The sequence below is a fragment of the Rhizobacter fulvus genome, assembly GCF_964020785.1.
In genome coordinates this window covers 3,041,542-3,067,401 of the sequence record NZ_OZ224516.1, presented here as the reverse complement: position 1 = coordinate 3,067,401, position 25,860 = coordinate 3,041,542, and the positions used below count along the sequence as shown (strand labels likewise).

The 25,860-nt window shown below is 69.0% G+C and carries 23 protein-coding genes; 18 read left to right on the top strand and 5 right to left on the bottom strand.

The window, feature by feature from the left end:
* Nucleotides 1-62 precede the first annotated feature (62 nt).
* The 9 genes from gspL (at nt 63) to ACWH49_RS14600 (ending at nt 10,717) form a co-directional block, all read left to right on the top strand.
* On the top strand, nt 63-1,328 hold the full coding sequence (gene gspL / locus ACWH49_RS14640; RefSeq protein ID WP_448172114.1) for a type II secretion system protein GspL: 1,266 nt from the start codon (nt 63-65) through the stop codon (nt 1,326-1,328).
* Nucleotides 1,325-1,837, top strand: coding sequence for a type II secretion system protein GspM (gspM, locus tag ACWH49_RS14635; RefSeq protein ID WP_448172113.1), 513 nt, complete (start codon nt 1,325-1,327; stop codon nt 1,835-1,837). The genes gspL and gspM overlap by 4 nt, the downstream gene beginning before the upstream one ends.
* Nucleotides 1,834-2,730, top strand: coding sequence for a type II secretion system protein N (gene gspN, locus ACWH49_RS14630; RefSeq protein WP_448172112.1), 897 nt, complete (start codon nt 1,834-1,836; stop codon nt 2,728-2,730). Before gspM ends, gspN begins: the two co-directional genes overlap by 4 nt.
* Nucleotides 2,727-4,982 carry a type II secretion system secretin GspD gene (gene gspD / locus ACWH49_RS14625; RefSeq protein ID WP_448172111.1) on the top strand — a complete coding sequence of 752 codons (2,256 nt, stop codon included), beginning with the start codon at nt 2,727-2,729 and terminating at the stop codon, nt 4,980-4,982. Before gspN ends, gspD begins: the two co-directional genes overlap by 4 nt.
* A 13-nt stretch (nt 4,983-4,995) precedes the next feature.
* On the top strand, nt 4,996-6,417 hold the full coding sequence (gene gspE, locus ACWH49_RS14620) for a type II secretion system ATPase GspE (protein WP_448172110.1): 1,422 nt from the start codon (nt 4,996-4,998) through the stop codon (nt 6,415-6,417).
* Between the two features lie 3 nt (nt 6,418-6,420).
* Nucleotides 6,421-7,635, top strand: a complete 1,215-nt coding sequence (gene gspF, locus ACWH49_RS14615; protein WP_448172109.1) for a type II secretion system inner membrane protein GspF — start codon at nt 6,421-6,423, stop codon at nt 7,633-7,635.
* Between the two features lie 160 nt (nt 7,636-7,795).
* On the top strand, nt 7,796-8,797 hold the full coding sequence (locus tag ACWH49_RS14610) for an AAA family ATPase (protein WP_448172108.1): 1,002 nt from the start codon (nt 7,796-7,798) through the stop codon (nt 8,795-8,797).
* A 112-nt stretch (nt 8,798-8,909) separates the two neighbouring features.
* Nucleotides 8,910-9,803: a 5'-nucleotidase gene (locus tag ACWH49_RS14605; RefSeq protein ID WP_448172107.1), complete on the top strand. Its 894-nt coding sequence runs from the start codon at nt 8,910-8,912 to the stop codon at nt 9,801-9,803.
* 215 nt (nt 9,804-10,018) lie between these two features.
* Nucleotides 10,019-10,717: a PEP-CTERM sorting domain-containing protein gene (locus tag ACWH49_RS14600; RefSeq protein WP_448172106.1), complete on the top strand. Its 699-nt coding sequence runs from the start codon at nt 10,019-10,021 to the stop codon at nt 10,715-10,717.
* A 44-nt stretch (nt 10,718-10,761) separates the two neighbouring features.
* On the opposite strand, the gene ACWH49_RS14595 is transcribed toward ACWH49_RS14600, so the two are convergent.
* Together ACWH49_RS14595 and ACWH49_RS14590 are read right to left on the bottom strand one after the other, a co-directional pair.
* A complete protein-coding gene (locus ACWH49_RS14595; RefSeq protein WP_448172105.1) occupies nt 10,762-13,572 on the bottom strand; it encodes an ATP-binding protein in 2,811 nt (936 codons plus the stop codon).
* A 142-nt stretch (nt 13,573-13,714) separates the two neighbouring features.
* A complete protein-coding gene (locus tag ACWH49_RS14590) occupies nt 13,715-14,443 on the bottom strand; it encodes a Crp/Fnr family transcriptional regulator (RefSeq protein ID WP_448172104.1) in 729 nt (242 codons plus the stop codon).
* Between the two features lie 139 nt (nt 14,444-14,582).
* On the opposite strand from ACWH49_RS14590, the gene ACWH49_RS14585 reads away from it, so the two are divergent.
* From ACWH49_RS14585 to ACWH49_RS14545, 9 genes are all read left to right on the top strand, one after another.
* The gene (locus tag ACWH49_RS14585) at nt 14,583-16,529 is read left to right on the top strand and encodes an AMP-dependent synthetase/ligase (RefSeq protein ID WP_448172103.1); all 1,947 of its coding nucleotides are present in this window, start codon (nt 14,583-14,585) and stop codon (nt 16,527-16,529) included.
* Nucleotides 16,529-17,314 (top strand): ABC transporter ATP-binding protein, encoded by a 786-nt coding sequence (locus tag ACWH49_RS14580; RefSeq protein WP_448172102.1) that lies wholly within the window; start codon nt 16,529-16,531, stop codon nt 17,312-17,314. The genes ACWH49_RS14585 and ACWH49_RS14580 overlap by 1 nt, the downstream gene beginning before the upstream one ends.
* 1 nt (nt 17,315) lies before the next feature.
* Nucleotides 17,316-18,245, top strand: coding sequence for a branched-chain amino acid ABC transporter permease (locus tag ACWH49_RS14575; protein WP_448172101.1), 930 nt, complete (start codon nt 17,316-17,318; stop codon nt 18,243-18,245).
* Between the two features lie 7 nt (nt 18,246-18,252).
* Nucleotides 18,253-19,317: a branched-chain amino acid ABC transporter permease gene (locus ACWH49_RS14570; protein WP_448172100.1), complete on the top strand. Its 1,065-nt coding sequence runs from the start codon at nt 18,253-18,255 to the stop codon at nt 19,315-19,317.
* Between the two features lie 25 nt (nt 19,318-19,342).
* Nucleotides 19,343-20,659, top strand: coding sequence for an ABC transporter substrate-binding protein (locus tag ACWH49_RS14565; RefSeq protein ID WP_448172099.1), 1,317 nt, complete (start codon nt 19,343-19,345; stop codon nt 20,657-20,659).
* A 7-nt stretch (nt 20,660-20,666) separates the two neighbouring features.
* Nucleotides 20,667-21,479 carry an ABC transporter ATP-binding protein gene (locus ACWH49_RS14560; RefSeq protein WP_448172098.1) on the top strand — a complete coding sequence of 271 codons (813 nt, stop codon included), beginning with the start codon at nt 20,667-20,669 and terminating at the stop codon, nt 21,477-21,479.
* 15 nt (nt 21,480-21,494) lie between these two features.
* Nucleotides 21,495-21,764 carry a hypothetical protein gene (locus tag ACWH49_RS14555; RefSeq protein ID WP_448172097.1) on the top strand — a complete coding sequence of 90 codons (270 nt, stop codon included), beginning with the start codon at nt 21,495-21,497 and terminating at the stop codon, nt 21,762-21,764.
* Nucleotides 21,765-21,780: 16 nt separating this feature from the next.
* Nucleotides 21,781-23,052 (top strand): phenylacetate--CoA ligase family protein, encoded by a 1,272-nt coding sequence (locus tag ACWH49_RS14550; protein WP_448172096.1) that lies wholly within the window; start codon nt 21,781-21,783, stop codon nt 23,050-23,052.
* 120 nt (nt 23,053-23,172) lie between these two features.
* Nucleotides 23,173-24,144, top strand: coding sequence for a tripartite tricarboxylate transporter substrate-binding protein (locus ACWH49_RS14545; RefSeq protein WP_448172095.1), 972 nt, complete (start codon nt 23,173-23,175; stop codon nt 24,142-24,144).
* A 6-nt stretch (nt 24,145-24,150) separates the two neighbouring features.
* On the opposite strand, the gene dtd is transcribed toward ACWH49_RS14545, so the two are convergent.
* The 3 genes from dtd to ACWH49_RS14530 are packed head-to-tail and all read right to left on the bottom strand — an operon-like array spanning nt 24,151 to nt 25,857.
* Complete coding sequence (gene dtd / locus ACWH49_RS14540) at nt 24,151-24,594, bottom strand: D-aminoacyl-tRNA deacylase (RefSeq protein ID WP_448172094.1); 444 nt, start codon at nt 24,592-24,594, stop codon at nt 24,151-24,153.
* The gene (locus ACWH49_RS14535) at nt 24,591-25,481 is read right to left on the bottom strand and encodes a cation diffusion facilitator family transporter (protein WP_448172093.1); all 891 of its coding nucleotides are present in this window, start codon (nt 25,479-25,481) and stop codon (nt 24,591-24,593) included. The genes dtd and ACWH49_RS14535 overlap by 4 nt, the downstream gene beginning before the upstream one ends.
* Before the next feature lie 4 nt (nt 25,482-25,485).
* Nucleotides 25,486-25,857 carry a DUF5329 family protein gene (locus tag ACWH49_RS14530; protein WP_448172092.1) on the bottom strand — a complete coding sequence of 124 codons (372 nt, stop codon included), beginning with the start codon at nt 25,855-25,857 and terminating at the stop codon, nt 25,486-25,488.
* Nucleotides 25,858-25,860 lie beyond the last annotated feature (3 nt).

The window sequence follows — 25,860 nt, the reverse complement described above, 5'->3', positions numbered from 1 at the left end:
TTCACTTCAATTTGTAAACCACGCGTGCCTACAATGCGCGCGTAACCCGCTGCCGTCACACCATGTCGACCCTCGTTGTCCAGATCCCGTCGCGTTCGCGCCTGCGCAGCAGCGTCGGCGCCGTCGCGCCCGAGAACAGCGACACCGCGACAGACTATGTCTACGTGACAAGCCCCGACGGGCTGGTGCTCGAGACGCAGGGCCACTGCGCCGCTTCATTGTTGCCCAAGGCCACCTCGGTCGTCGCGGTGCTGGCCGACACCGATGTGAGCTGGCACCGCATCACGCTGCCGAAAGCCCCGGCCGCCCGCCTGCGGGCCGCGCTCGGCGGCGTGCTCGAAGACGCCCTGCTCGAGGATGCGGAAGACGTGCACCTCGCGCTCGCACCCAACGCCGTTGCTGGGGCACCGACCTGGGTCGCTGCCGTGTCCCGGCGCTGGCTGCGCGGCGAACTGGCCGCGCTCGAGAAGGCCGAGGTGTTCGTCGACCGCGTCGTGCCGATGGCCTGGCCCGACGAACCGCCGATCGGGCACTTCGCCGAAACCGATGTGGGCCCGAACGGCGCGCCGCACGGCATCGCGCTGCACTGGGCGCACGCCGACGGCGTGGCCAGCGTGCGCCTGCAGGGCGGACTGGCCCGGGCCCTGGTGCCGCAACCCGCACCGGCCGACACCCGCTGGAGCGCCACGCCCGGCGCCGTCGCGGCAGCCGAACAGTGGCTCGGCGGCCCGGTGCGCGTGATGGCCCCCGGCCAGCGCCTGCTGCAGGCCGCGCGCAGCCTGTGGAACCTGCGCCAGTTCGATCTCGCCCGCCGCAACCGCGGCGTGCGCGCGCTGCGCGACTCGGCCCGCAAGTTCTTCAGCCCGGCCTGGCGGCCGGTGCGCTGGGGCCTGGCCACGCTGGTGGTCGCGCAGATCCTCGGTCTGAACCTGTGGGCCTGGCACCAGCGCGGCGCGATCGAGAGCCGCCAGCAGGCGATGCAGGGCATCGTCCGCAGTGCTTTTCCCAATGCCAATCCGCAGGACATCCAGCGCGATGCCGAGGCCGTGATGCAGCGCGAGGCTCAGGCGCTGCGCACGCTCGCCGGCAAGCCTGGCGAAACAGATCTGGAGCCGATGCTGCAAGCCGCCGCCAGCGCGTGGCCTGCGGATCGTCCGCCGGTCGAGACGATCCGCTTCGAGCCCGGCCGCCTGACGCTCTCGGCCACCGGCTGGACCGACGAGCAGATCGCCCAGTTCCGCAGCCTGTTGCGGCCCGGCGGGTGGGCCGTCGAGACCGCCGAAGGCCGTCTGGTGATGAGCCGGATGCGACCCGGAGCTGCCTCGTGAACACCGTAGTTGCCTCCTCCCCGGGCCTGGCGACGCTGCGTCAGCAATCGCGCACCTGGTGGCAGGCGCGCACGCCGCGCGAGCGCCAGGCCGTCGCGGTCGTCGGCGCGGTGATCGCGCTGTTCCTGATCTGGAGCCTGCTCGTGCAGCCGGCGTTGCGCACCGTACGCGAGGCGCCGGCGCAGCTCGACCGACTCGACGCCCAGGCCCAGCAGATGCAGCGTGTCGCCACCGAAAGCACCGCGCTGCGGGGCGCGCCGCGCGTCGGTCCGACGCAGGCCCAGCAGGCACTGCGCGCCGCGACCGACCGCCTCGGCGACCGCGGCAAGCTGCTGCTGCAGGGGGACCGCGCGACGCTGACCCTGACGAACGCGACACCGGAGGCGCTGCGAGCGTGGCTCAACGAGGCCCGCAGCGGGGCCCGCGCGCGTCCGCTCGAAGCGCAGTTGCAACGCGGGCCGGGCGGCTACAGCGGCACGATCGCCGTCGCGCTCGGGAGCGGCGCGTGATTCGCCTGCGCGCGAAGAAGCGCACGCGCGGCCTGTTCGCGCCGACCGTCGCTGCGACCGGCTGGGGGGAATCGACCTTTGCCGAACTCTCCTGGGACAAGTCGCGCAACGCCGGCCTGCGCTGGGGCATCGCCGGCGCCGTGCTGGGTCTGTTCGCGGCGCTCATCGTGTTCGCGCCGGCGGCCTGGCTGGCCGGCGCCGTCGCCTCGGCGAGCCAGCAGCGCCTGATCCTCGCCGACGCGCGCGGCACGATCTGGACCGGCAGCGCCGTCGTCGTGCTGACCGGCGGTGAGGGCAGCCGCGATGCCAGTTCCCTGCCCGGCCGCCTCGCCTGGACACTGCGCCCGGCCGGCCTCGGCCTGGCGCTTCGACTCGAGCAGGCCTGCTGCCTGAACGGCACGGTCGGACTGCGCGTGCAGCCCGGGTTCGGGCGCACCACCTACACGCTGGTGCCGCCGTCCGGCTGGGTCGGCCAGTGGCCGACCGCGTTCCTGGGCGGCCTGGGCACGCCGTTCAACACGATGCAGTTGGGCGGGACTGCCCGCCTCGTGTCGCCCGGATTGAAACTCGAGTCCGTGCAAGGCCGCTGGCTCGTCGACGGCCGCGCCGAACTGGAACTGGTCGACGTGTCGTCGCGCTTGAGCACGCTCGAATCGCTGGGCAGCTACCGCATGAGCCTGGCCGGCGATGCCGCGAACCCCGGCATCTCCCTGTTGACGTTGACGACCCAGGACGGCGCGCTCAAGCTGAGCGGCACGGGCACGGTCGGCCCCGCCGGCGTGCGCTTCCGCGGCGAGGCCCGGGCCGGCGCCGCCGAGGAAGCGGCGTTGTCGAACCTGCTGAACATCATCGGACGGCGCGACGGCGCCCGCTCCGTCATTTCGATCGGATGAGCATGAAGCCAAGCGACCCCCTGAAACCTGCCAGCCGCGTGCTGCCGGCCGCGATCGCCGCGGCGGTGCTGATGGCCTCGCTGCTGCCGGCGCCGATGGCCTTCGCGCAGAGCAGCAAGGCCCGCAACACGCGCGGCGAAACCGTGACGCTGAACTTCGTCAACGCCGAGATCGAGGGCGTGGCGCGCGCGATGTCGGCGATCCTGAAGCAGCCGTTCGTCGTCGACCCGCGCGTCAAGGGCACGATGACGCTGTACAGCGATTCGGCGCTGACCCCGCGCGAGGCCTACGTCAACTTCCTGGCCGCACTGCGCGGGCTGGGCTTCACGGTCGTCGAGGTCGGTGGCCTGTACAAGATCGTGCCCGAGGCCGATGCCAAGCTGCAGACCGGCACCGTCTCGGTCGGCGAGCGCACCTCGCGCGGCGGCGACCAGGTGCTGACGCAGGTCTTCCGCCTGCAGCACGAGAATGCCAACAACCTGGTGCCGGTGCTGCGTCCGCTGATCAGCCCGAACAACACGATCAACGCGAACCCCGGCAACAACACGCTGGTGATCACCGACTACGCCGACAACCTGCAGCGCATCGGCAAGATCATCGCGGCGATGGACACCCCGGCCTCGGGCGACGTCGAAGTGATCCCGCTGAAGTACGCCGTGGCCGCCGACATCGCGCCGCTGGTGCAGCGCATGACCGACAGCACCGGCACCGGCCCCGGCGGCGCGCCGACGGCGCCGGGCGTGGCCGGCAGCACCACCGCGTCGTCGCTGCAGATCGATTCGCGCAGCAACTCGCTGCTGGTGCGCGCCCCGAACCCGGCGCGCATGGCCTCGATCCGGGCGCTGATCGACAAGCTCGACCGGCCGGTGCCTTCCGCCGGAGCGACCGGCAACGTCTGGGTCGTCTATCTGAAGAACGCCGACGCGGTGAAGCTGGCGACGGTGCTGCGGGCGGCCTATGGCGGTTCGGGCGGTGGCGGATCGTCGAGCAGCACCGGCAGCAGCACGCTGGGCACGCCGACTTCGGCAAGCGCCAACACGAGCAGCGCCAACACCGGTGCATCGACCCAGACGACGTCGCCGCTGGCATCCTCGGGCGGCCCGTCGACCGGCGGCTTCGTGCAGGCCGATCCGTCGAGCAATGCGTTGATCATTACCGCGCCCGAACCCTTCTACAAGCAGCTCCGTGCCGTCATCGAGCAGTTGGATTCGAGGCGCGCGCAGGTGTACATCGAGTCGTTGATCGTCGAGGTCAATCCGGAGCAGAGCATCGATTTCGGCATCCAGTGGCAGGCGCTGAGCAATCCCGGAAGCCGGTTCATCGGCGGCGCCGGTACGAATTTCGGCACCTCCAACAACATCCTGGCCAACCAGGGCGCGCCTTCCGCAATCGAAGCGCTTGCCGGCTTAGGCGCCGGGGGCAACATCGGCCTGATTCGGAACTTTGGCGGCACCAATGGATTCGGGTTGGCCGCCATTGCCCGGGCGCTTCAGACTCAGGCCGACACCAACATTCTGTCGACGCCGAATTTAGTGACGCTGGACAACGAGGAGGCCAGAATCGTTGTTGGACAAAACGTCCCATTCGTGACTGGCCAGTACACAAACACCGGCACCAGCACGACAAGTCCATTCCAGACCATCGAGCGCAAGGACGTCGGCACGACGCTGAAGATCAAGCCGCAGATCGGCGAGAACGGCACCGTGCGCATGACGATCTATCAGGAGTCCTCGTCCGTGGCCGGCGCCGTCGCGACCGGCACCGACAATGCCGGACCGACCACCAACAAGCGGTCGATCGAATCGACCATCACGGTCGACGACGGGCAGATCATCGTGCTGGGTGGGCTGATCGAGGACAACTATTCGATCAATCGCTCCAAAGTTCCGCTACTCGGCGACATCCCGTACATCGGCGCACTGTTCCGCAGCGAGAACCGCACCCGCAAGCGCTCCAACTTGATGGTGTTTTTGCGACCGGTCGTGATGCGTGACCAAGCGGCGAGCAACAGGATCTCGCTGGACCGCTATGACTTCATCCGCGGGCAGCAGATGAATGCACAGCCGCCCCAAAGCACGATCCTCCAACTCAATGAATCGCCAGTGTTGCCGCAGCTCCGCCTCGGCGAGACCAGCCCGACGGGGGTGCCGCGGCCATTGACCGATACGGCGCCGCCGGCCCCGGTAGTGCCTCCCTCGCTGCCCGCGTCGGCGCCGGAGCCGGTGCCGGCGTCTGCCCCGAAGACGAACTGACCGGAGCACCACGATGGGCGCCCGCCACCCCCTGCCCTATGCCTACGCCAAGGCCAACACGCTGCTGCTCGAGGACGATGGCGCACGGCTCGTGCTGTGGGCGCCCGAATCCGTCGGCCTGCCCGCCCTCGGCGAGGTGCTGCGCCTGTACGACGTGGACGCGCTGGAGCGCGAGGCCGCGTCGTCGCTCGCCAACCGCATTGCGGTGGCGTACGCGGGCAGCGAGTCGAGCGCCGCCACGGTCATCGGCGAGGTCGAGAGCGCAGTCGACCTGAGCCGCATGATGCAGGAGCTGCCGGCGATCGAGGATTTGCTCGAAGCGAGCAACGACGCCCCGATCATCCGCATGCTGAACGCGCTGCTGACGCAGGCGGCGAAGGACGGCGCGTCCGACATCCACATCGAGCCCTACGAGCGCAGCAGTTCGGTGCGCTTCCGCGTCGACGGCACGCTGCGCGAGGTGGTGCAGCCGAACAAGGCGCTGCACGCGGCGCTGATCTCGCGCCTGAAGATCATGGCCGAGCTCGACATCGCCGAGCGCCGGCTGCCGCAGGACGGCCGGATCTCGCTGCGCATCGGCGGCCGCGCGGTCGACGTGCGCGTCTCGACGCTGCCGTCCTCGCACGGCGAGCGCGCGGTGCTGCGGCTGCTCGACAAGGGCGAATCGAAGTTCACGCTCGAAGGTCTGGGCATGAGCGGCGAGGTGCTCAAGAAGTTCGACAAGCTGGTGCAGCAGCCGCACGGCATCGTGCTGGTGACCGGGCCGACCGGCTCGGGCAAGACGACCACGCTCTACGCGTCGCTCGGCCGCGTCGACACCGGCTCGACCAACGTGCTGACCGTCGAAGACCCGGTCGAGTACGAGCTCGCCGGCATCGGCCAGACGCAGGTCAACCCAAAGATCGACCTGACCTTCGCGAAGGCGCTGCGCGCGATCCTGCGCCAGGACCCGGACGTGATCATGATCGGCGAGATCCGCGACTACGAGACCGCGCAGATCGCGATCCAGGCCTCGCTGACCGGCCACCTGGTCCTCGCCACCGTCCACACCAACGACGCGCCGAGCACCGTGACGCGGATGATCGACATGGGCGTCGAGCCGTTCCTGCTGAGCTCCAGCCTGATCGGCGTGCTGGCGCAGCGGCTGGTGCGCAAGCTCTGCCCGCACTGCAAAAAGGTCGACGCGCGCGGCCGCTACCACCCGGTCGGCTGCCCGGAATGCGGCAGCACCGGCTACAAGGGCCGCACCGGCGTGTACGAGCTGATGGCGGTCGACGACCAGGTTCGCGCGCTGATCCACGGGCGCGCCGCGGAGTCGCAGATCTTCGTCGCCGCCGAGGCAGCCGGCCTGCGCTCGATGCGCGAGGACGGCGAACGGCTGGTCGCCGAAGGCATCACGTCAGCCGAAGAAGTGATGCGCGTGACCCGGGAATAAGCAGTGCCCGCCTACAAGTTCGAAGCCCTCGACGCCGCCGGCAAGTCGACCACCGGCCTGCTCGACGCCGAGAACGCCAAGGCCGCGCGTGGCCAGCTGCGCGCGCAGTCGCTGGTGCCGCTGGCGGTCACGCTGGTCGCGTCGGCCGGCACGCGCGCCGAAGGCTTGCGCTTCACGCGGCGCGTGTTCAACACCACCAGCCTGACCGTCTGGACGCGACAGCTGGCCGGCCTCGTCGGCGCCGGCCTGCCGCTCGAACGCGCGCTGACGGCGCTGAGCGAGGAGGCCGAGGATTCACGCCAGCGCGAGCTCGTCGCGCACCTGAAGAGCGAGGTCAACAGCGGCTCGCCGTTCGCGCGGGCGCTGGCCAGCGCACCGCGCGAATTCGACGAGGTGTACCGCGGCGTCGTCGCCGCCGGCGAACAGAGCGGTGCGCTCGGCAAGGTGCTGGAACGCCTCGCCGACGACCTGGAAGAGCGCCAGGAACTGCGCAGCAAGCTGATCGGCGCGACGCTCTACCCGGCCATCGTCTCGTTGATTGCGATCGTGATCGTGATCTTCCTCGTCACCTACGTGGTGCCGCAGGTCGCTTCGGTGTTCAGCAGTTCCAAACGCGCGTTGCCGACGCTGACCATCGCGATGCTCGGCATCAGTGCCTTCCTGCGCAACTGGGGGTGGGCGGTGCTGCTGGCGCTGGCCGCCGGCGGCGGGCTGCTGATGGCGATGCTGCGCAACGAGGTGTTCCGCCAGAGCTTCGATGCCGGCTGGCTCGAGCTGCCGCTGATCGGCAAGCTCGCGCGCGGCTACAACGCCGCGCGCTTCGCCGGCACGCTGGCGATGCTGGCCGGGGCCGGGGTGCCGATCCTGAAAGCGCTGCAGGCCGCGAGCGAGACGCTGTCGAACCGCGCGATGCGCGCCGACGCGATGGACGCGCTGGTGCAGGTGCGCGAGGGCGCGCCTCTCGCGTCGGCGTTGGCCGGCAAGAAGCGCTTCCCCGGCATCCTCGGCATGTTCTCGCGCCTGGGCGAACAGACCGGCCAGCTGCCGCTGATGCTCGACCGGGCCGCCCGCCAGCTCGGCACCGAGGTGCAACGCCGCGCGATGCAGATGGCGACGATCCTCGAGCCCCTGCTGATCGTCGCGATGGGCGGCGTCGTGATGCTGATCGTGCTCGCCGTTCTGCTGCCGATCATCCAGCTCAATACCTGGGTGAAGTGATCCCTCGGCCGCCTCGGGGCGGCCCGGCGCTCGGCCCGCGGCCTCCTGGCACGCGATCTGCAACATCAAGCTCGGGTTTGCCCCTCAGTTCCGCGAGGCGCCGTTCGGCAGACTGTGCTTGAATGTTCACAGCGCAAGGTTGCACCAGGAGGTTCGCCAGATGCCCGCTTCCAACGATCTCGTGACGGTCTCGTCCCGGCCCGGCAGCATCCCGATCGCGCGGATGCGCAACCTCTACCGCGTCGACGACGTCGGCCGCAAGCTCGACAAGCTGCCGCACAAGGAACACGAGACGCTGCGTTCAACCTACGAGCGCATGCTCGAGAAAGGCCCCGAGCGCTTCCAGGTCAAGCCTTCCGGGCTGCCGGAGATGGACCACCTCTACGACGAGCTGCCCAACTTCACCGAGGTGCTCGACGACATCCGCCGCCAGCTGGCCCTGTGCGAGGACAGCCGCGACGCGCTCGAGATCACGCCGCTGCTGCTGCTCGGCCCGCCGGGCGTGGGCAAGACGCACTTCGCGCGCGAACTCGCCCAGTTGCTCGGCACCGGCATGGGCTTCCTGTCGATGAGCTCGATGACCGCCGGTTGGGTGCTCAGCGGCGCGTCCAGCCAATGGAAGGGCGCGCGCCCCGGCAAGGTGTTCGAGACGCTGGTCGACGGCCAGTACGCGAACCCGGTGATGGTCGTCGACGAGATCGACAAGGCCGGCGGCGAGCACGCGTACGACCCGCTCGGCGCGCTCTACGGCCTGCTCGAGCACGACACCGCCGGCAGCTTCACCGACGAGTTCGCCGAGGTGCCGATCGACGCCAGCCAGGTGATCTGGGTCGCGACCGCCAACGACGGCCGGGCGATCCCGGACCCGATCCTGAACCGCATGAACGTGTACGAAGTGCACGCACCCGATCGCGACGCCGCACGCCGCATCGCCGCGCGCCTCTACGCGAGCATCCGCGCCGAGCACGGCTGGGGCGAGCGCTTCGAGCTCGACCCGCCCAGCGACGTGCTGGACGCGATGAGCGAGTTGGCTCCGCGCGAGATGCGCCGCGCCTGGATGACCGCGTTCGGCAACGCCAAGCTCGACCGTCGAAGCCGCATCGAAACCCGTGACCTGCCCGACGCACGCGGCAAGCGCGGGGCGATCGGCTTCATGCAGTAGGCGAGGCGCGTTCGGGCAAGTCGCGATGGCGCCGCGCGGTGGCGCGGGCAAGATCGGCGCACCGAAGCTGGACGGAGCCGACCCGAGCCGCCCGGCTCGTATCATCGGCCGCATGCCCACCTCACTCGACGGTCAGCTCGTCGTCGCGATCTCGTCGCGCGCGCTTTTCGACTTCGAGGAGGAGAACGAGCACTTCGAAGCGAACGACGACCGCGCCTACATGCAGCTGCAGCTGGCGCGGCTCGACCGGGCCGCCAAGCCCGGCGTCGCCTTCTCGCTGGTCAACAAGCTGCTGGCGTTCAATGTGGAGAGCCCGCGCGTCGAGGTCGTGATCCTGTCGCGCAACGATCCGGTCTCCGGGATGCGGGTGTTCCGCTCGGCGCAGCACTACAGGCTGCCGATCCAGCGCGGCGTGTTCACCCGCGGCGAGTCGCCGTGGCGCTACCTGCGGCCGCTGAACGCGCACCTGTTCCTGTCGACCAACGAGGCCGACGTGCGCTCGGCGCTCGGCGCCGGCGTGCCGGCGGCGCGCGTCTACCCGCACTCGGCACGCGCCTCGAGTGCGCACCCGGGCGAGGTGCGAATCGCCTTCGACGGCGACGCGGTGCTGTTCTCCGACGAAGCCGAGCGCGTCTACCAGTCGGGCGGGCTCGACGCCTTCCAGGCGCACGAGCGCGACCACTCGGCGACCCCGCTGGCGGCCGGGCCGTTCAAGCCCTTGCTGCTGGCCCTGCAGCGGCTCCAGCACGAACCCGCCGCCGGCATGCGCATCCGCACCGCACTGGTCACGGCCCGCAGCGCGCCGGCCCACGAGCGCGCGATCCGCACGCTGATGGACTGGCACATCGAGGTCGACGAGGCGATGTTCCTGGGCGGGCTGCCGAAGGGGGCGTTCCTGCGCGAGTTCGAGCCGGACTTCTTCTTCGACGACCAGACCGGCCATGTCGATTCCGCGGCGGCGCACGTCCCCGCGGGGCATGTCGCCTCAGGTGTGAGCAACGCCTGACGCCGACCGCTTTCCGGGACTTTTCCCGGGCTTGACCCCCTTTTCCCGGGCCCTTGTACCCCCCTGACTGGGGGTGATTGGCGGGACAACGTCGTTGACATTGGTCCTTATGATCGCGCCCTGAACAGTGAATCTTTGGCGGTTGAGCGGCCAGTTTGTGGCGCCACCGACTCAAGTGCAGATCGGTTTGCACGCAACCACACAAGGCGGTACCCATGTCTGTCCATCGTTTCAAGTCCCTCGTCGCCAGCGCGGCCGTCGCCGGCGCCACCTTGGTCGCCGCCTCGGGCTCCGCTCAGGCCGCCGTCTACACCGGCAGCTGGGATCCGGCGTTCGGCGCCCCGGTCCCGAACCTGGGCTGGTCGGCCACCGCGACGTTCCAGGTCGACGACAGCTGCCTGGCCCAGCCGACCGGCAACTACACCGCGACGGGCGCGTGCTCGGGCTTCCAGGTCACCGCTTTCGACGTCACGTTCTACGACCTGGCCGACCAGGCCGGCACCGAGACGACGTTCTCGATCCTGAGCAGCATCCCCGCCACGTTCGTGACCGGCCTGCAGATCGTCGACAACCAGCTGACCGGGCTGCTGTCGAACTACACGACCGGCTTCATCCCCCCCGCCGGCGCCTCGTTCGCCGCAGCCGGCAGCGGCGCGTACGCGTTCTACATGTACTTCGACTTCGACTCGGTGGACCCGCTCGCGGCCAACGGCGTGCGGGCCTACATGGGCCTGACCCCGAACGATCCGGCGTACTCGAACACCTGCTTCAACCGCAACGAGCTGTGCGTGATCTCCGAGACCTACTCGCTCGGCGAACTGACCCCGGCGATCCCGGAGCCGGGCACCTACGCGCTGATGCTCGCCGGCCTGGGCGTGCTCGGGTTCGTCGCGCGCCGCCGCCGCGCGGCCTGAAGGTCCCGCCGCGCCTGCGCGCGGCGCGAACGGCGACTGCCCGATCAGGCCGTCGCCGTTTCTTTTTGGGGCGCCAGCGCGTGGCGGATCGCAACGTCGATCTGCCAGTCCTGCGCGTCGAGCCAGACGCCGCTGTATTGCAGGTCGGGCACGGCGCGCCGCATGTCGGCCAGGTGCGCCTGCCAGCGGGCCTCGTCGCGCGGCGAATGCACCAGGCCCAGGCGCTCGCGGGCCTTGGCGGCGACCGCGGCGATCCCGACCGACAGCTCGGGCAGCCCCTCGGCCAGCGCCAGCACCGCATGGTCCTCGAGGCAGCCGAGCACGTCCTCCCAGGCCTCGAAGGCGCGGAACGCGCGCAGCGCCTCGCTGAGTCGCGAGCGCGCGGAGACGAAGTCGCCGCTGCGCAGGTCGAGGTGGCCGAGCCACCACATCGCGTGCGCCTCGCCGCGCTTGTCGCCGGCCTCGCGGCACACCGTCAGCGAGCGCTTGAAGCGCAGGCCGGCCTGGTCCCGGTCGTCGCCCTGCAGCGCGGTCGCGCCGAGGAACAGCTCGCACTCGGCCTCGAGCTCCTGGTGCTTGATCTCGCGCGAGATCGCCAGGCACCGGTCGAGGTGCGCGCGCGCCGCCGTGTCGTCGCCCTCGAACAGGCCGATCTGCCCCAGGTGCAGCAGGCCGATCGCCTCGCCGCGCCGGTCGCCCAGGCGCTGGAAGATCTGCAGCGCCTCGGTCTCGCCGGCCGCCGCGCCGACGGCGTCGCCGGCTTGCAGGCGCGCCAGAGACAGCGTCGACAGCGTGGCCGCGATGTCGATCTCGTTGCCGAGCTGCCGCCGCAGTTCGAGGCAGGTCTCCAGCATCTTGCGGGCCTCGGCGTGGTCGCTCTGGCTCTCGGCCAGCGCGGCGCCGACGTAGAGCGCCCACCCCTGCGCGACCGACGACGCCTCGATCGCCGGCAGCGCGAGCGCGGCGCGCACCACGTTGCGGCCCTCGGTCGAATAGCCGCGCAGGATCCAGAAGCCCTGCATCGCCACCGCGAACTTGACCGCGATGAAGGAATCGACGCCACCGGCCAACGCGAGCGCGATCGCATTGCGCACGTTGTCGAGCTCGGTCTCGAGCTTCCAGATCCAGTCTGCCTGCTCCGGACCGCGCAGGCCGTGGTTGGCCGCCTTGGCGACGGCGAAGTAGTGGCCGCAGTGCCGCGCCGCGACCGCGGCGACGTCGTCGTTCTGCTCGAGCTTCTCGCGCGCGTAGTCGCGAATGGTCTCCAGCATGCGGTAACGCGAGCCTTCGTCGCGCTCCTCGAGCATCACGAGCGACTTCTCGCACAGCGATGCGAGCAAATCCAGCACGTCGGCGCTGTCCACGGCGTCGTCGCCGCAGACCGCCTCCGCGGCGGCCAGGTCGAAGCCGCCGACGAACACCGCCAGGCGCGACAGCACGGTCTGTTCGGGCGGCTCCAGCAGTTCGTACGACCAGTCGACTAGCGCGCGCAGCGTCTGCTGGCGCTCCTGCAGCACGCGCGAGCCGCCGGTCAGCAGCTTGTAGCGGTCCTTCAGGCGGGTGTTGATGTCGGCCAGCGTCAGCGAGCGGATGCGCGCGGCCGCCAGCTCCAGCGCGAGCGGGATGCCCTCCAGCCGCGCCACCAGCTCGGCCACGTGCGGCGCCTCGCGCTCGTTCAGCTCGAAGCTGGGCTTGTGCAGCTGGACCCGGTCGACGAACAGCCGCACCGCGGTCGAGCGCGCCAGCGCCTCCATGCCCGCACCCTGTGCCGGCACCGGCAGCGGCAGCACCGGATAGCTCTGCTCGCCGGGCGTGCGCAGCGATTCGCGGCTGGACGCCAGGATGCGCACCTGCGGCGCCACCTTCAGGATCGCACTGGCGAGCTGCGCCGAGACTTTGATCAGATGCTCGCAGTTGTCGAAGATCAGCAGCGCACGGTGGTTCTTCAGGTGCGCACACAAGGTCTGCAGCAGCGGCCGGTCCGGCTCCTCGCGCACGCCGAGCGCCTGCGCGACCTCGCCGAGCACCAAGGTCGCGTCGCTGATCGGCGCCAGGTCGAGGAACCAGACACCGTCCGGGAACAGGTGGATCAGTTCCGCCGCCGCCTGCAGCGACAGGCGCGTCTTGCCGAGTCCGCCCATGCCGAGCAGCGTGACCAGCCGCGCCGTGCCCAGCAGCGCCTTGACGTCGCCGAGCTCGCGTTCGCGACCGATGAACGAGGTCGGCTGGTGCGGCAGGTTGTTCGGGATGTCCTTGACCGGCAGCCACCAGTCGCCCAGGCGCACGACGCGGAACGCCTTCTCGCCGTCGGGCGGCTGCACGAATGCGGCGCCCGCGTCGCCGGCCTCGAACAGCTCGAGCGGATCGGACACGCCCTTGACCTGCCAGTGGCCGTGCGAGACGACCTTCAGCGCCGTCTTGCCGAGGTCATCGCGCGCCTCGGCCGTCAGCAGCGTCTGGCCGGCGCGCGCCAGCGCCATCACGCGGGCGGCGATCGGCTTGGCCAGGCCCTCGACCTCCAGCGGCTTGGCGCCGCGGGCCACGTCGCTCGCCTCGTTCTCGCGCAGGATCACCGGGCCCACGTGCAGGCCGGCGCGCGCGGCCAGCGGCGTCTCCAGCGCGGCCAGCGCGCGGTGGTAGGCCATCGCGTAACCCAGGGCGTCGCCGGCGTTGTCGAACAGCAGCAGCATGCCGTCGGACTTGTCGATCTCGCGGCCGCGCCACGGATCGAGCAGGCCACGGGCGACGCGGTCGTGCGCCATCCAGACGGCGGCCATGGCGGCATCGCCGATTTCCTGGGACAGCTTGGTGCTGTCCACGACATCGGTCAGGAGCAGCGCCCTGATCTCACTCATCGTGGAGTCGGTCGAGCGTGACGTTTGCCACGCCGAATGGGTTTGCACACAACGGTGAGTCTAATCGCCGCGGGGTGGCCTGCCCGGCCTGAAACCCGCTGCCACCCCCACGTTTGACAAGTCGCGCTCGCCGCGCGGCCGCTCACCCCACCTTGCGCAGGCCCTCGAGGTCGAGCACGCTGACGCCGCCGTACTCGATCCGGATCAGGCCCTTGTCCTGAAGCGAGTTCAGCGCCTCGTTGACCCGCTGGCGCGACAGGCCGATCAGGTAGCCGAGTTCCTGCTGCGTGATCCGCAGCAGGCCACCGACGCCCGGGTACAGCACCGGGTGGAACAGCGCGCCCAGGCTGCGCGCGACGCGGGCATCGACATTGATCATCCGGTCGGTCTCGCGGGCGCCGATGAACTGGCCGAGCCGCTCGTTGAGTTGCTGGATGATGAAGCGGTTGAACGGAATGCTGCGGTTGAGCAGCCAGTGGAAGGTGTCGACGCCGAGACCGGCGGCCACGCTGGTGCGCACCGCCTGGATGTTGTAGCGGTAGACCTCGCGCTTGATCACCGTGCCTTCGCCGAACCAGCCGCCCGGCGGCAGGCCGGTGAAGGTGATCGGCATCCCGAGCTCGCTGTCGTTGCTCATCTTGAGGAAGCCGTCGATCACGCCGAACCAGAAGGTCACCGGTCGGCCGACGCGGCAGAGCAGTTCGCCGGCGGCGATCTGCACCACCTTCAGGTCCTGGACCGCGACCGCGCGCTCCTCGCGGTCGAGTGCGGCCAGCCATGGGATGTCGGCCAGTTCCGCCGCGTTGGGCGCGCGGGCCCGCTGGTAGATCGGCGCCGGCGCGCGCGTGCTGTCGGCAGGGCGTGAATTCATCGAGGGAAACACCCGAGGGGACTGTCCCTAGGATTGTCGTCAGAACGACAACCTGGCGTCAAACTTGTTTCTACATTCGCGAGCAGACCCCGGCGCTGTCGCCTTCGCGACGCGCCGGCGCCACCACGGAGACACCCCGGTGCCCACGACGTTCACGCGCCTCCTGCTCGACCACGCCGCCCAGCGGCCGAACGCCGCGGCATTGCGCGAGAAGGAATTCGGCATTTGGCAGACGCTGACCTGGAGTGCGCTGGCCACGCTGGTGCGCGAGCTCGCCTGCGGGCTGCACGAGGCCGGGCTGAAGCGCGGCGAGCACATCGTCGTGGTCGGCGCGAACCGGCCGCGGCTGCAGGCCTGCATGCTCGCGGCGCAGTCGCTCGGCGCGGTGCCGGTGCCGCTGTACCAGGACGCGGCGCCGACCGAGTTCGTGTTCCCGATCACCAACGCCGACGTCGCGTTCGCGATCGTCGAGGACCAGGAGCAGGTCGACAAGATGCTCGAGGTGCGCGAGCAGTGCCCGCAGCTCGCGCGGATCTGGTTCGACGACCCGCGCGGCCTGCGCAACTACAACGAGCCGGGCCTGTCCCCGCTGGACGCCTTGATCGCGGCCGGCCGCGCGTTCGATGCCGCGAACCCGGGCGTGTTCGACGCCGAGGTGCAGGCGACCCAGCCCGACGACGTGGCCGCGATGTTCTTCACCTCGGGCACCACCGGCAACCCGAAGGGCGTGGTCCACACCCACATGACGCTGATCGACCGCGCCCAGGCCGGCGCGAAGTTCGACAAGCTCACGAATGCCGAAGAGGTGCTGGCCTACCTGCCGCCTGCCTGGGTCGGACAGAACATCTTCTCTTATGCGCAGTGGCTGGTCTGCGGCTACGTCGTCAACTGCCCCGAGTCGGCCAGCACCGTCGCGATCGACCTGAATGACATCGGCCCGACCTACTACTTCGCGCCGCCGCGGATCTTCGAAGGCCTGCTGACCACCGTGATGATCCGCATGGAGGATGCGGGCGCGATCAAGAAGGGCCTGTTTCATCACTTCATGGCGGTCGCGCGGCGGGTCGGCACGCGGCTGATGGATGGGCAGCCGGTCGGCGCGCTCGATCGCCTGCACTACGCGATCGGCAAGCTGCTGATCTACGGCCCGCTGCGCAACACGCTGGGCCTGAGCCGCGTGCGCGTGGCCTACACCGCCGGCGAGGCGATCGGCCCCGACCTGTTCACGTTCTACCGCTCGATCGGCATCAACCTGAAGCAGCTCTACGGCTCGACCGAGACCGCGGTGTTCGTCTGCCTGCAGCCCGACCATGAAGCGAAGGCCGACACGGTCGGCGTGCCGATCGACGGCGTCGAGATCCGTCTGACCGACAGCGGCGAGATCCTCGTCAAATCCCCGGGCCTGCTGAAGGAGTACTACCGCAACCCGGCCGCCACCGCCGAGGTGCTGACGCCGGACGGCTGGTACCACACCGGCGACGCTGGCTTCCTCGACGCCGGCGGGCACCTGAAGATCATCGACCGCGCGAAGGATGTCGGCCGCATCATGGGCGGGCCGAACGACGGCGCGATGTTCGCGCCCAAGTACGTCGAGAACAAGCTGAAGTTCTTCCCGCATATCAAGGAGGCGGTGGCGATCGGCGACAAGCGCGCGACCGTCTGCGCGTTCATCAACATCGACTTCGAGGCGGTCGGCAACTGGGCCGAGCGCCGCAACCTGCCCTACGCCGGCTACACCGACCTGGCGCAGAAGCCCGAGGTCTACGAGTTGATCCGCGAGTGCGTCGAGAAGGTCAATGCGGACCTGGCGGTCGACGAGAAGCTCGCGGGTTCGCAGATCAGCCGCTTCCTGATCCTGCACAAGGAACTCGACGCCGACGACGGCGAGCTCACGCGCACCCGCAAGGTCCGGCGCGGCTTCATCGCCGAGCGCTACCAGGTGCTGGTCAACGCGCTCTACGGCGGCAAGACCAACCAGTACATCGAGACGCAGGTCAAGTTCGAGGATGGGCGCAGCGGCATGGTCGCGGCGGACCTGAAGATCATCGACACCAAGGTCTTTCCGCCTGTGAAGGCGGCTGCCTGATGGCCACCCGCAAGATCGGCGAGGTCATCCTCGAAGTGAAGAACATCAGCCTCGCGTTCGGCGGCGTGAAGGCGCTGACCGACATCAGCTTCGACGTGAAGGAGCACGAGATCCGAGCGATCATCGGCCCGAACGGCGCCGGCAAGAGCTCGATGCTGAACTGCATCAACGGCGTCTACCAGCCGCAGCAGGGGTCGATCAGCTTTCGCGGTCAGACCTTCAAGCACATGAACTCGCGGCAGGTGGCCGAGATGGGCATGGCCCGCACCTTCCAGAACCTCGCGCTGTTCAAGGGCATGAGCGTGCTCGACAACATCATGACGGGGCGCAACCTGAAGATGAAGAGCAACCTGTTCCAGCAGGCGATCCGCTGGGGTGCCGCCGAGCGCGAGGAGACCGAGCAACGCCAGGTGGTGGAGCGCATCATCGACTTCCTCGAGATCCAGCCCTACCGCAAGACGCCGGTCGGCAAGATGCCGTACGGCCTGCAAAAGCGCGTCGACCTCGGCCGCGCGCTCGCGATGGAGCCGCAGGTGCTGCTGCTCGACGAGCCGATGGCCGGCATGAACGTGGAGGAGAAGCAGGACATGAGCCGCTTCATCCTCGACGTGAACGACGAGTTCGGCACGACCATCGTGCTGATCGAGCACGACATGGGCGTGGTGATGGACATCTCCGACCGCGTGGTCGTGCTCGACTACGGCAAGAAGATCGGCGACGGTTCGCCGCAGGAGGTGCGATCGAACCCGGACGTCATCAGCGCCTACCTCGGGACGAGTCACTGACATGGGCTTCTTCCTCGAAACCCTCTTTGGCGGCCTGATGGTCGGGATGCTGTATTCGCTGATCGCGCTCGGCTTCGTGCTGATCTACAAAGCCAGCGGCGTCTTCAACTTCGCGCAGGGCGCGATGGTGCTGTTCGCGGCGCTGGCGATGGCGCGCTTCTACGAGTGGATCCCGAAGTGGTTCGGGTTCGACAACAAGGTGCTGGCCAACGTGCTCGCGTTCGCCGCAGCGGTCGTGATCATGATCGCGGTCGCGTGGCTGATCGAGCGGCTGGTGCTGCGCAAGCTCGTGAACCAGGAGCACATCACGCTGCTGATGGCGACGCTCGGCATCAGCTACTTCCTCGAAGGCTTCGGCCAGACGCTGTTCGGCTCCGACATCTACAAGATCGACGTCGGCATGCCGAAGGACCCGGTGATCGTGCTCGACGGCGTGCTACAGGGCGGCGTGCTGATCAACAAGGAAGACCTCTACGCGGCGGCGATCGCCGCGGTGCTGGTCGCGCTGCTGGCGCTGTTCTTCCAGAAGACCGCGACCGGCCGCGCGCTGCGCGCGGTGGCCGATGACCACCAGGCCGCGCAGTCGATCGGCATCCCGCTCGGGCGGATCTGGATCATCGTCTGGTCGGTCGCGGGCGTCGTGGCCCTCGTGGCCGGCGTGATCTGGGGCAGCAAGCTCGGCGTGCAGTTCTCGCTCGCGCTGGTGGCGCTGAAGGCACTGCCGGTGGTGATCCTCGGCGGGCTGACCTCGGTGCCGGGCGCGATCATCGGCGGGCTGATCATCGGCGTCGGCGAGAAGCTCTCCGAAATCTACATCGGGCCGATGCTCGGCGGCGGCATCGAGATCTGGTTCGCCTACGTGCTGGCGCTCGTGTTCCTGCTGTTCCGGCCGCAGGGCTTGTTCGGCGAGAAGATCATCGACCGGGTCTGAACGAATCATGCTGTACAGAGAGAACGGTCAGTTCAAGTCCACCTACCGCGCGGACCAGCAGATCTTCCCGATCCTGCAGGACCGCGTGGCGATCGCCGCGCTGCTGGCGGTCGCATTCATCGCGGTGCCGATGTTCGCGTCCGAGTACTTGCTGCGCGCGATTTTCGTGCCGTTCCTGATCCTGTCGCTGGCGGCCCTCGGCCTGAACATCCTGGTCGGCTACTGCGGGCAGATCTCGCTCGGCACCGGTGCGTTCATGGCGATCGGCGCGTACGCGGCCTACAACTTCCAGGCGCGCATCGAGGGCATACCGCTGATCTTCTCGCTGCTGCTCGGCGGCGTGTGCAGCACGGCGGTGGGCGTGCTGTTCGGCATCCCGTCGCTGCGCATCAAGGGGCTGTACCTCGCGGTCGCCACGCTCGCCGCGCAGTTCTTCGTCGACTGGGCCTGCCTGCGATTGAAGTGGGTGACCAACGATTCGTCGTCGGGCTCGGTCAGCGTCGCGGGGCTGAACGTGTTCGGCGTGCCGATCGAATCGCCGGCGCACAAGTACCTGTTCTGCCTCGGCTTCCTGGTGGTCTTCGCGCTGCTCGCGAAAAACCTGGTGCGCGGCGCGATCGGCCGCGAGTGGATGGCGATCCGCGACATGGACGTGGCCGCCGCCGTCATCGGCATCCGCCCGATCTACGCGAAGCTGACCGCGTTCGCCGTGAGCTCGTTCATCGTCGGCGTCGCCGGCGGGCTGTGGGGCTTCATCCACCTCGGCTCGTGGGAGCCGGCGGCATTCAACATCGACCGATCGTTCCAGCTGCTGTTCATGATCATCATCGGCGGCCTGGGCTCGATCATGGGCAGCTTCTTCGGCGCGGCGTTCATCGTCGTGCTGCCGATCGTGCTGGACGGGCTGCCGTATTGGTTCGGCATCCCCATCGACACCGCGACCGCGTCGCACCTGACCTTCATGGTGTTCGGCGCGCTGATCGTGTTCTTCCTCATCGTCGAGCCGCACGGCATCGCGCGGCTGTGGTCGACCGCGAAAGAAAAGCTGCGGCTCTGGCCGTTTCCTCACTGACCCCCTCACCACCGGAGACAGACAAATGAATCATTTGCGTTCTCTCGCGCTCGGCGCGACCCTCCTGGCCGCGGCCACCGGCGCCTTCGCGCAGGCCAAGGAGCAGTTCTTCCCGCTGCTGGCCTACCGCACCGGCCCGTACGCGCCGAACGGCACGCCGTGGGCCAACGGCAAGCAGGACTACATCAAGATGATCAACGCGCGCGACGGCGGCATCAACGGCGTGAAGATCACGTTCGAGGAATGCGAGACCGGCTACGCGACCGACAAGGGCGTCGAGTGCTACGAGCGCCTGAAGAGCCGCCCGGGCGTCACGCTGATCGATCCGCAGGCCACCGGCATCACCTTCGCGCTGACCGACAAGGTCGCCGCCGACAAGATCCCGCTGCTGACCCTCGGCTACGGCCTGTCGGCGTCGCAGGACGGCAACGTGTTCAAGTGGAACTTCCCGCTGATGGGCAGTTACTGGACCGCGGCCGACATGCTGATCCAGCACATCGGCAAGAAGGAAGGCGGCCTGGACAAGCTCAAGGGCAAGAAGATCGCGCTGGTCTACCACGACAGCCCGTTCGGCAAGGAGCCGATCCCGCTGCTGGAAGAGCGCGCCAAGATGCATGGCTTCGAGCTGACCAAGATCCCGGTGACGGCGCCGGGCGTCGAGCAGAAGTCCGCTTGGCTGCAGGTCCGCCAGCAGCGCCCCGACTACGTGCTGCTGTGGGGCTGGGGCGTGATGAATTCGACCGCGCTGAAGGAGGCCCAGGCCACCGGCTACCCGCGCGAGAAGATGTACGGCGTCTGGTGGGCCGGCGCCGAGCCGGACGTGAAGGACGTGGGCGAAGGCGCGAAGGGCTACAACGCGCTGAACCTGAACACCTCGGGCCAGAGCCCGAAGGTGATCCAGGACATCCTGAAGTACGTGCACGACAAGGGCCAGGGCACCGGGCCGAAGGAAGAAGTCGGCACCGTGCTGTACACCCGCGGCCTGATCATCCAGATGCTCGGCGTCGAGGCCGTCCGGCGCGCGCAGGAGCGCTTCGGCAAGGGCAAGGTCATGACCGGCGAGCAGGTGCGCTGGGGCCTCGAGAACCTGGCGCTCGACCAGAAGAAGCTCGACGCACTCGGCTTCTCCGGCGTGATGCGGCCGCTGTCGACCTCGTGCCAGGACCACATGGGCTCGACCTGGGCGCGCGTGCACACCTGGGACGGCGCGAAGTGGAACTTCAGTTCCGACTGGCTGCAGGCCGACGAGCAGATCATCAAGCCGATGGTCAAGGTCGCGGCCGACAAGTACGCCGGCGAGAAGAAGCTGACCCGCCGCACCCCTGCGGATTGCCAGAGCTGAGGTCGAAATGGCTGCAGCGAACATTCTTCTGGATGTCAACGGGATCGAGGTGATCTACAACCACGTCATCCTGGTGCTGAAGGGGGTGTCGCTGCAGGTGCCCGAGGGCAGGATCGTCGCGCTGATGGGCGGCAACGGGGCCGGCAAGACGACCACGTTGCGCGCCGTCAGCAACCTGCTCGAGAGCGAGCGCGGCGCCGTCACCAAAGGCACGATCCAGCTGCGCGGCGAGCGGATCGAGTCGCTCGGGACCGCCGAGATGGTGAACCGCGGCGTGATCCAGGTGATGGAAGGCCGGCACTGCTTCGCGCACCTGACGATCGAGGAGAACCTGATGACCGGCGCCTACACACGGCGCGACGGCAAGGGCGGGGTGGCCGCCACGCTGGACAAGGTCTACACCTACTTTCCGCGGCTGAAGACGCGCCGCGCCTCGCAGGCGGCCTACACCTCCGGCGGCGAGCAGCAGATGTGCGCGATCGGCCGCGCGCTGATGGCCAACCCGAAGATGGTGCTGCTCGACGAGCCGTCGATGGGGCTGGCGCCGCAGATCGTCGAAGAGGTGTTCGAGATCGTCAAGGACCTGAACACCCGCGAGGGCGTGACCTTCCTGCTCGCGGAGCAGAACACCAACATGGCGCTGCGCTACTCCGACTACGGCTACATCCTCGAGAACGGCCGCATCGTGATGGACGGCGAGGCCGCCTCGCTGCGCGAGAACGAGGACGTGAAGGAGTTCTACCTCGGCGTCGGCGGCGGCGACCGCAAGAGCTTCCGCGACGTGAAGAGCTACAAGCGCAGGAAGCGCTGGCTCGCCTGAGACGGAGTGACGACGATGGCCCACGCCGACGAAGCCGCCCTCGCCCGCCTGCTGCCGCTGCTGCGCCAGCTGCGCGAGATCAAGGGCCTGCGCGAGATCAAGCCCGGCACCTTCCACCTGAAGGGCAGCGCCTTCATCCATTTCCACGACGAGGCGGGCGCGCTCATCGCCGACCTCAAGCGCGCGCGCGGCGGCTTCGACCGCTACCCGGTCGACACGCCGGTCGGCCAGCGCAAACTGCTGGACGACGCCAAGCGCCGCGTCGACCGCGGCGACGACGAATGACGCGACGATGACCCCCATGACGCCGAAAGACGCTCACTACGACGCCTTCGAGACGCGCTCGCCGGAGGTGCGCGAAGCCGCGTTGATGCGCGCGCTCGCCACGCAGATCGCGCACGCGAAGGCGCACGCGCCGGCGTTCGCCGCGAGCCTCGCGACCATCGATGCGGCCGGGATCACCAACCGTGAGGCGCTCGCCCGCTTGCCGGTCATCCGCAAGCACGAATTGCTGGAGCGCCAGCGCGACCCGGCCGCGCCGGACCTGTTCGGCGGTTTCTCGGCGTTGGGTTGGGGCGCGACACCGAGCGCGCGCCGCGCGCTGCGGGTGTTCGCATCGCCGGGCCCGATCCACGAGCCCGAAGGCAGCGCACCCGACTACTGGCGCATGGCGCGCGCGCTGTTCGCGGCCGGTCTGCGCGAGGGTGAGCTGGTGCACAACACCTTCAGCTACCACTTCACGCCGGCCGGCGCGATGATGGAAAGCGGCGCGTTCGCGCTCGGCTGCACGGTATTTCCGGCCGGTACCGGGCAGACGGAGCAGCAGGTCCACGCGATCGCGGCGATGAAGCCGTCCGCCTACATCGGCACGCCGAGCTTCCTGAAGATCATCCTCGAGAAGGCCGACGACTCGGGCGTCGCGCTGCGCTCGCTCACCAAGGCGTCGGTCGGCGGCGAGGCCTTCCCGCCGAGCCTGCGCGACTGGATGCTGGCACGCGGCGTCGACGCCTACCAAAGCTATGGCACGGCCGACCTGGGCCTGGTCGCGTACGAGACTGCGGCTCGACAAGGGCTGGTGCTCGACGAGGGCGTGATCGTCGAGATCGTGCGGCCCGGCACCGGCGATCCGGTCCCCGAGGGTGAGGTGGGCGAAGTCGTCGTGACAACGCTGAACCCCGGCTACCCGCTGATCCGCTTCGGCACGGGTGACCTGTCGGCCGTGCTGCCCGGCACCTGCCCGACCGGCCGCACCAACACCCGCATCAAGGGCTGGATGGGCCGCGCCGACCAGACGGCCAAGGTGCGCGGCATGTTCGTGCACCCGGGCCAGGTGGCGGAGATCGTGCGCCGCCAGCCGCTGGCGCGCAAGGCGCGCCTGGTGGTCAGCGGCGAGATGGCGAACGACGCGATGACGCTGCATGTCGAAGTCGATGGCCAGCCCGAGGGCCTGGCCGCGAAACTCGCCGAATCCATGCGCGACATCACCAAGCTGCGCGGCGAGGTGCTGCTGTGTGCGCCCGGCAGCTTGCCGAACGACGGCAAGGTCATCGACGACGCGCGACGTTTCGCGTGAACACGCGACGGCGTGACGCAAGTCCTTGCCGAACGCACGGGTTACGTACTTTCCGCGATGGCGTCGCGAGCCGGCTTTCGGACAATCGCGCGGTCGACACACGCTGAAAGCCCATTCCCCATGAAACAACTCCTGATCGCCGGCCTCGTCGCCGCCGTTGCCACGTCGGCCTTCGCCGAGTACCCGGACAAGCCGGTCACCATCGTCGTGCCGTTCGCGGCCGGCGGCCCGACCGACAAGGTGGCCCGTGATCTGGCCGAGGCACTGCGCAAGCCGCTCGGCGGCCAGTCGATCATCATCGAGAACGTCGGCGGCGCGGGCGGCACGCTGGGCGCCGCCAAGGTCGCCAAGTCGGCACCGGACGGCTACACGCTGCTGCTGCACCACATCGGCATGAGCACGGCACCGGCGCTCTATCGCAAGATGAGCTACGACACGCTGGGCGACTTCGAGTATGTCGGCATGGTCAACGAGGTGCCGATGACGCTGATCGGCAAGCCCACGCTGCCGGCTGCCAACTACGCCGAACTGGTCAAGTGGATGGAGGCCAACAAGGGCAAGATCAACCTCGCCAACGCCGGGCTTGGCGCCGCCTCGCACCTGTGCGGGCTCCTGTTCCAGAGCACGCTGAAGATCAACATGCAGACGGTGCCGTACAAGGGCACCGGCCCGGCGATGACCGATCTGCTCGGCGGCCAGGTCGACCTGATGTGCGACCAGACGACCAACACGACCAGCCAGATCGCCGCCGGCAGCGTCAAGGCCTACGCGGTCACGACGCCGAAGCGCCTGAGCACGCCGGCGCTGAAGAACCTGCCGACGCTCGACGAAGCGGGTCTGAAGGGCTTCAACGTCAGCATCTGGCACGGCATGTACGCGCCCAAGGGCACGCCGAAGGCGGTGGTGGACAAGATCAACGGCGCGCTGCGCACCGCGCTGAAGGACCCCGAGTTCATGAAGCGCGAGGAGGCCCTCGGCGCGGTGATCATCACCGACGCGCGGCTGTCCGGCGACGAGCACAAGAAGTTCGTCGCGTCGGAAATCGCCAAGTGGGGCCCGATCATCAAGGCCGCCGGCGAATACGCCGACTGATCGGTTTCACGGGCGCAACGTGATCGGGATGGTCACCGGCCCGTCGTTCACGAGTTCGACCTGCATGTCGGCGCCGAACTCGCCCGCAGCGACCAGCGGATGGGCGGCGCGGGCAGTCGCGAGCAGCCGCTCGTAGAGCGCCCGGCCGAGTTCGGGACCGGCCGCGGCGGTGAAGCTGGGCCGGTTGCCGCCGGACAGATCGGCGGCCAGCGTGAACTGGCTGACGATCAGCAAACCGCCCTGCACGTCGACGACGCTGCGGTTCATCTTGCCCTGGCCATCCGCGAAGACGCGCAGCTTCAGCAGCTTGGCGATCAGCTTGTCGGCGATCGCGTCGGTGTCGTCCGGTTCGGCGCAGGCCAGGATCAGCAAGCCGTGGCCGATCGCGCCGATCTCCGTTCCACCGACCCGCACGCTCGCGCGCGACACCCGTTGCGCGATCGCGATCACGGCGTGTCCGCCACGTCGTTGAAGTGCGCCTCGACGTCGGACGGCAGCAGCTGGATCGACGCGCGCAGCCCCGGCACCTCGCTCATCAGCGCCTGCTCGACCGTGGTGCGCAGGGCCGCCGCGCGCCCGAGCGACCAGCTCGCCGGCATGTGCATGTGCAGGTCGACGAAGCGGCGCTGGCCGGCGCGGCGCGTGACCAGGTGGTCGAAGCGGATCGTCGGGTGGTCGAACTGCGCCAACGTGCGGTCGATCTGCGTACGCACGTCGGGCTCCACGGCGCTGTCCATCAGGCCCTCGATCGAGCGCCAGGCCAGGTGCGCGCCCTCGCGCAGGATGTTCAGCGCCACGCCGATCGCCAGCACCGGGTCCAGCCACAGCCAGCCCGTGAAGTGCACCAGCACCAGACCGGCGACGACGCCGACGGAGGTCCACACGTCGGTGTAGAGGTGGCGCGCGTCGGCCTCGAGCACGATCGAGCGGTGCTCTCGTGACGCGGCCATCATCCGCCAGGCCAGCACGCCGTTCAGCGCCGAACTGGCCACCGCCAGACCCAGGCCCCACCCGAGCGAGTGCAGCGGCAGCGGCGCGTTGAAGCGGTGAATCGCCGCCCAGATGATCCCGGCGGCCGCGCCGACGATCAGCAGACCTTCGAAGCCGCTCGAGAAATACTCTGCCTTGGTGTGGCCGAACGGGTGGTCGTCGTCCGCGGGGCGTTGCGCGATGGTGACCATCGCGAGCGCGAACAGCGCCGATGCGAGGTTGACGAACGACTCCAGCGCGTCCGAGAGCAGGCCGACCGAGTCGGTGACCCACCAGGCCGCCGTCTTCATCGTGATCGTCGCGACCGCCGCCGCGATCGACAGCTTGAAGAGGGTGCGGACCTGCACTCGGTCAGGAGGTCGCGCCGCTGTCCAGGCGCTTGAGCTCCTCGTGCAGGAACTGGCTCGCGAGCATCGTGCGGCCGTCGGCGAACTTGACCTGGTACGGCTGCCCGCTCATGCTGGACTTGCTGGCGATGCGCTCGATGAATTCGCGCGCGGTCGTGACTTCCTTGCCCATCGCCTCGAGCTTGCCGCGCAGGAACTTGCCGGCGTCGGCACAGGTGTACTCGGTGCCGTTGCGCACGAACTTCATGTCCTTCTGGGTCTCGACGAAGCGGATCAGCTTCTCGATGCGCGTCTGCTCATGCGCCGCCGGCGCGGCACGCGCAGCACCGAGGGCCAACAGGCTCGTCATGCTCACCAGGAAGTTTCTGCGAAACATGGT

Coding starts and splice junctions, on each gene's coding strand:
- gspL (WP_448172114.1), top strand. CDS start 63: ATGTCGACCCTCGTTGTCCAGATCCCGTCGCGTTCGCGCCTGCGCAGC.
- gspD (WP_448172111.1), top strand. CDS start 2,727: ATGAGCATGAAGCCAAGCGACCCCCTGAAACCTGCCAGCCGCGTGCTG.
- gspE (WP_448172110.1), top strand. CDS start 4,996: ATGGGCGCCCGCCACCCCCTGCCCTATGCCTACGCCAAGGCCAACACG.
- ACWH49_RS14610 (WP_448172108.1), top strand. CDS start 7,796: ATGCCCGCTTCCAACGATCTCGTGACGGTCTCGTCCCGGCCCGGCAGC.
- ACWH49_RS14605 (WP_448172107.1), top strand. CDS start 8,910: ATGCCCACCTCACTCGACGGTCAGCTCGTCGTCGCGATCTCGTCGCGC.
- ACWH49_RS14600 (WP_448172106.1), top strand. CDS start 10,019: ATGTCTGTCCATCGTTTCAAGTCCCTCGTCGCCAGCGCGGCCGTCGCC.
- ACWH49_RS14595 (WP_448172105.1), bottom strand. CDS start 13,572: ATGAGTGAGATCAGGGCGCTGCTCCTGACCGATGTCGTGGACAGCACC.
- ACWH49_RS14590 (WP_448172104.1), bottom strand. CDS start 14,443: ATGAATTCACGCCCTGCCGACAGCACGCGCGCGCCGGCGCCGATCTAC.
- ACWH49_RS14580 (WP_448172102.1), top strand. CDS start 16,529: ATGGCCACCCGCAAGATCGGCGAGGTCATCCTCGAAGTGAAGAACATC.
- ACWH49_RS14575 (WP_448172101.1), top strand. CDS start 17,316: ATGGGCTTCTTCCTCGAAACCCTCTTTGGCGGCCTGATGGTCGGGATG.
- ACWH49_RS14570 (WP_448172100.1), top strand. CDS start 18,253: ATGCTGTACAGAGAGAACGGTCAGTTCAAGTCCACCTACCGCGCGGAC.
- ACWH49_RS14565 (WP_448172099.1), top strand. CDS start 19,343: ATGAATCATTTGCGTTCTCTCGCGCTCGGCGCGACCCTCCTGGCCGCG.
- ACWH49_RS14560 (WP_448172098.1), top strand. CDS start 20,667: ATGGCTGCAGCGAACATTCTTCTGGATGTCAACGGGATCGAGGTGATC.
- ACWH49_RS14555 (WP_448172097.1), top strand. CDS start 21,495: ATGGCCCACGCCGACGAAGCCGCCCTCGCCCGCCTGCTGCCGCTGCTG.
- ACWH49_RS14550 (WP_448172096.1), top strand. CDS start 21,781: ATGACGCCGAAAGACGCTCACTACGACGCCTTCGAGACGCGCTCGCCG.
- ACWH49_RS14545 (WP_448172095.1), top strand. CDS start 23,173: ATGAAACAACTCCTGATCGCCGGCCTCGTCGCCGCCGTTGCCACGTCG.
- ACWH49_RS14530 (WP_448172092.1), bottom strand. CDS start 25,857: ATGTTTCGCAGAAACTTCCTGGTGAGCATGACGAGCCTGTTGGCCCTC.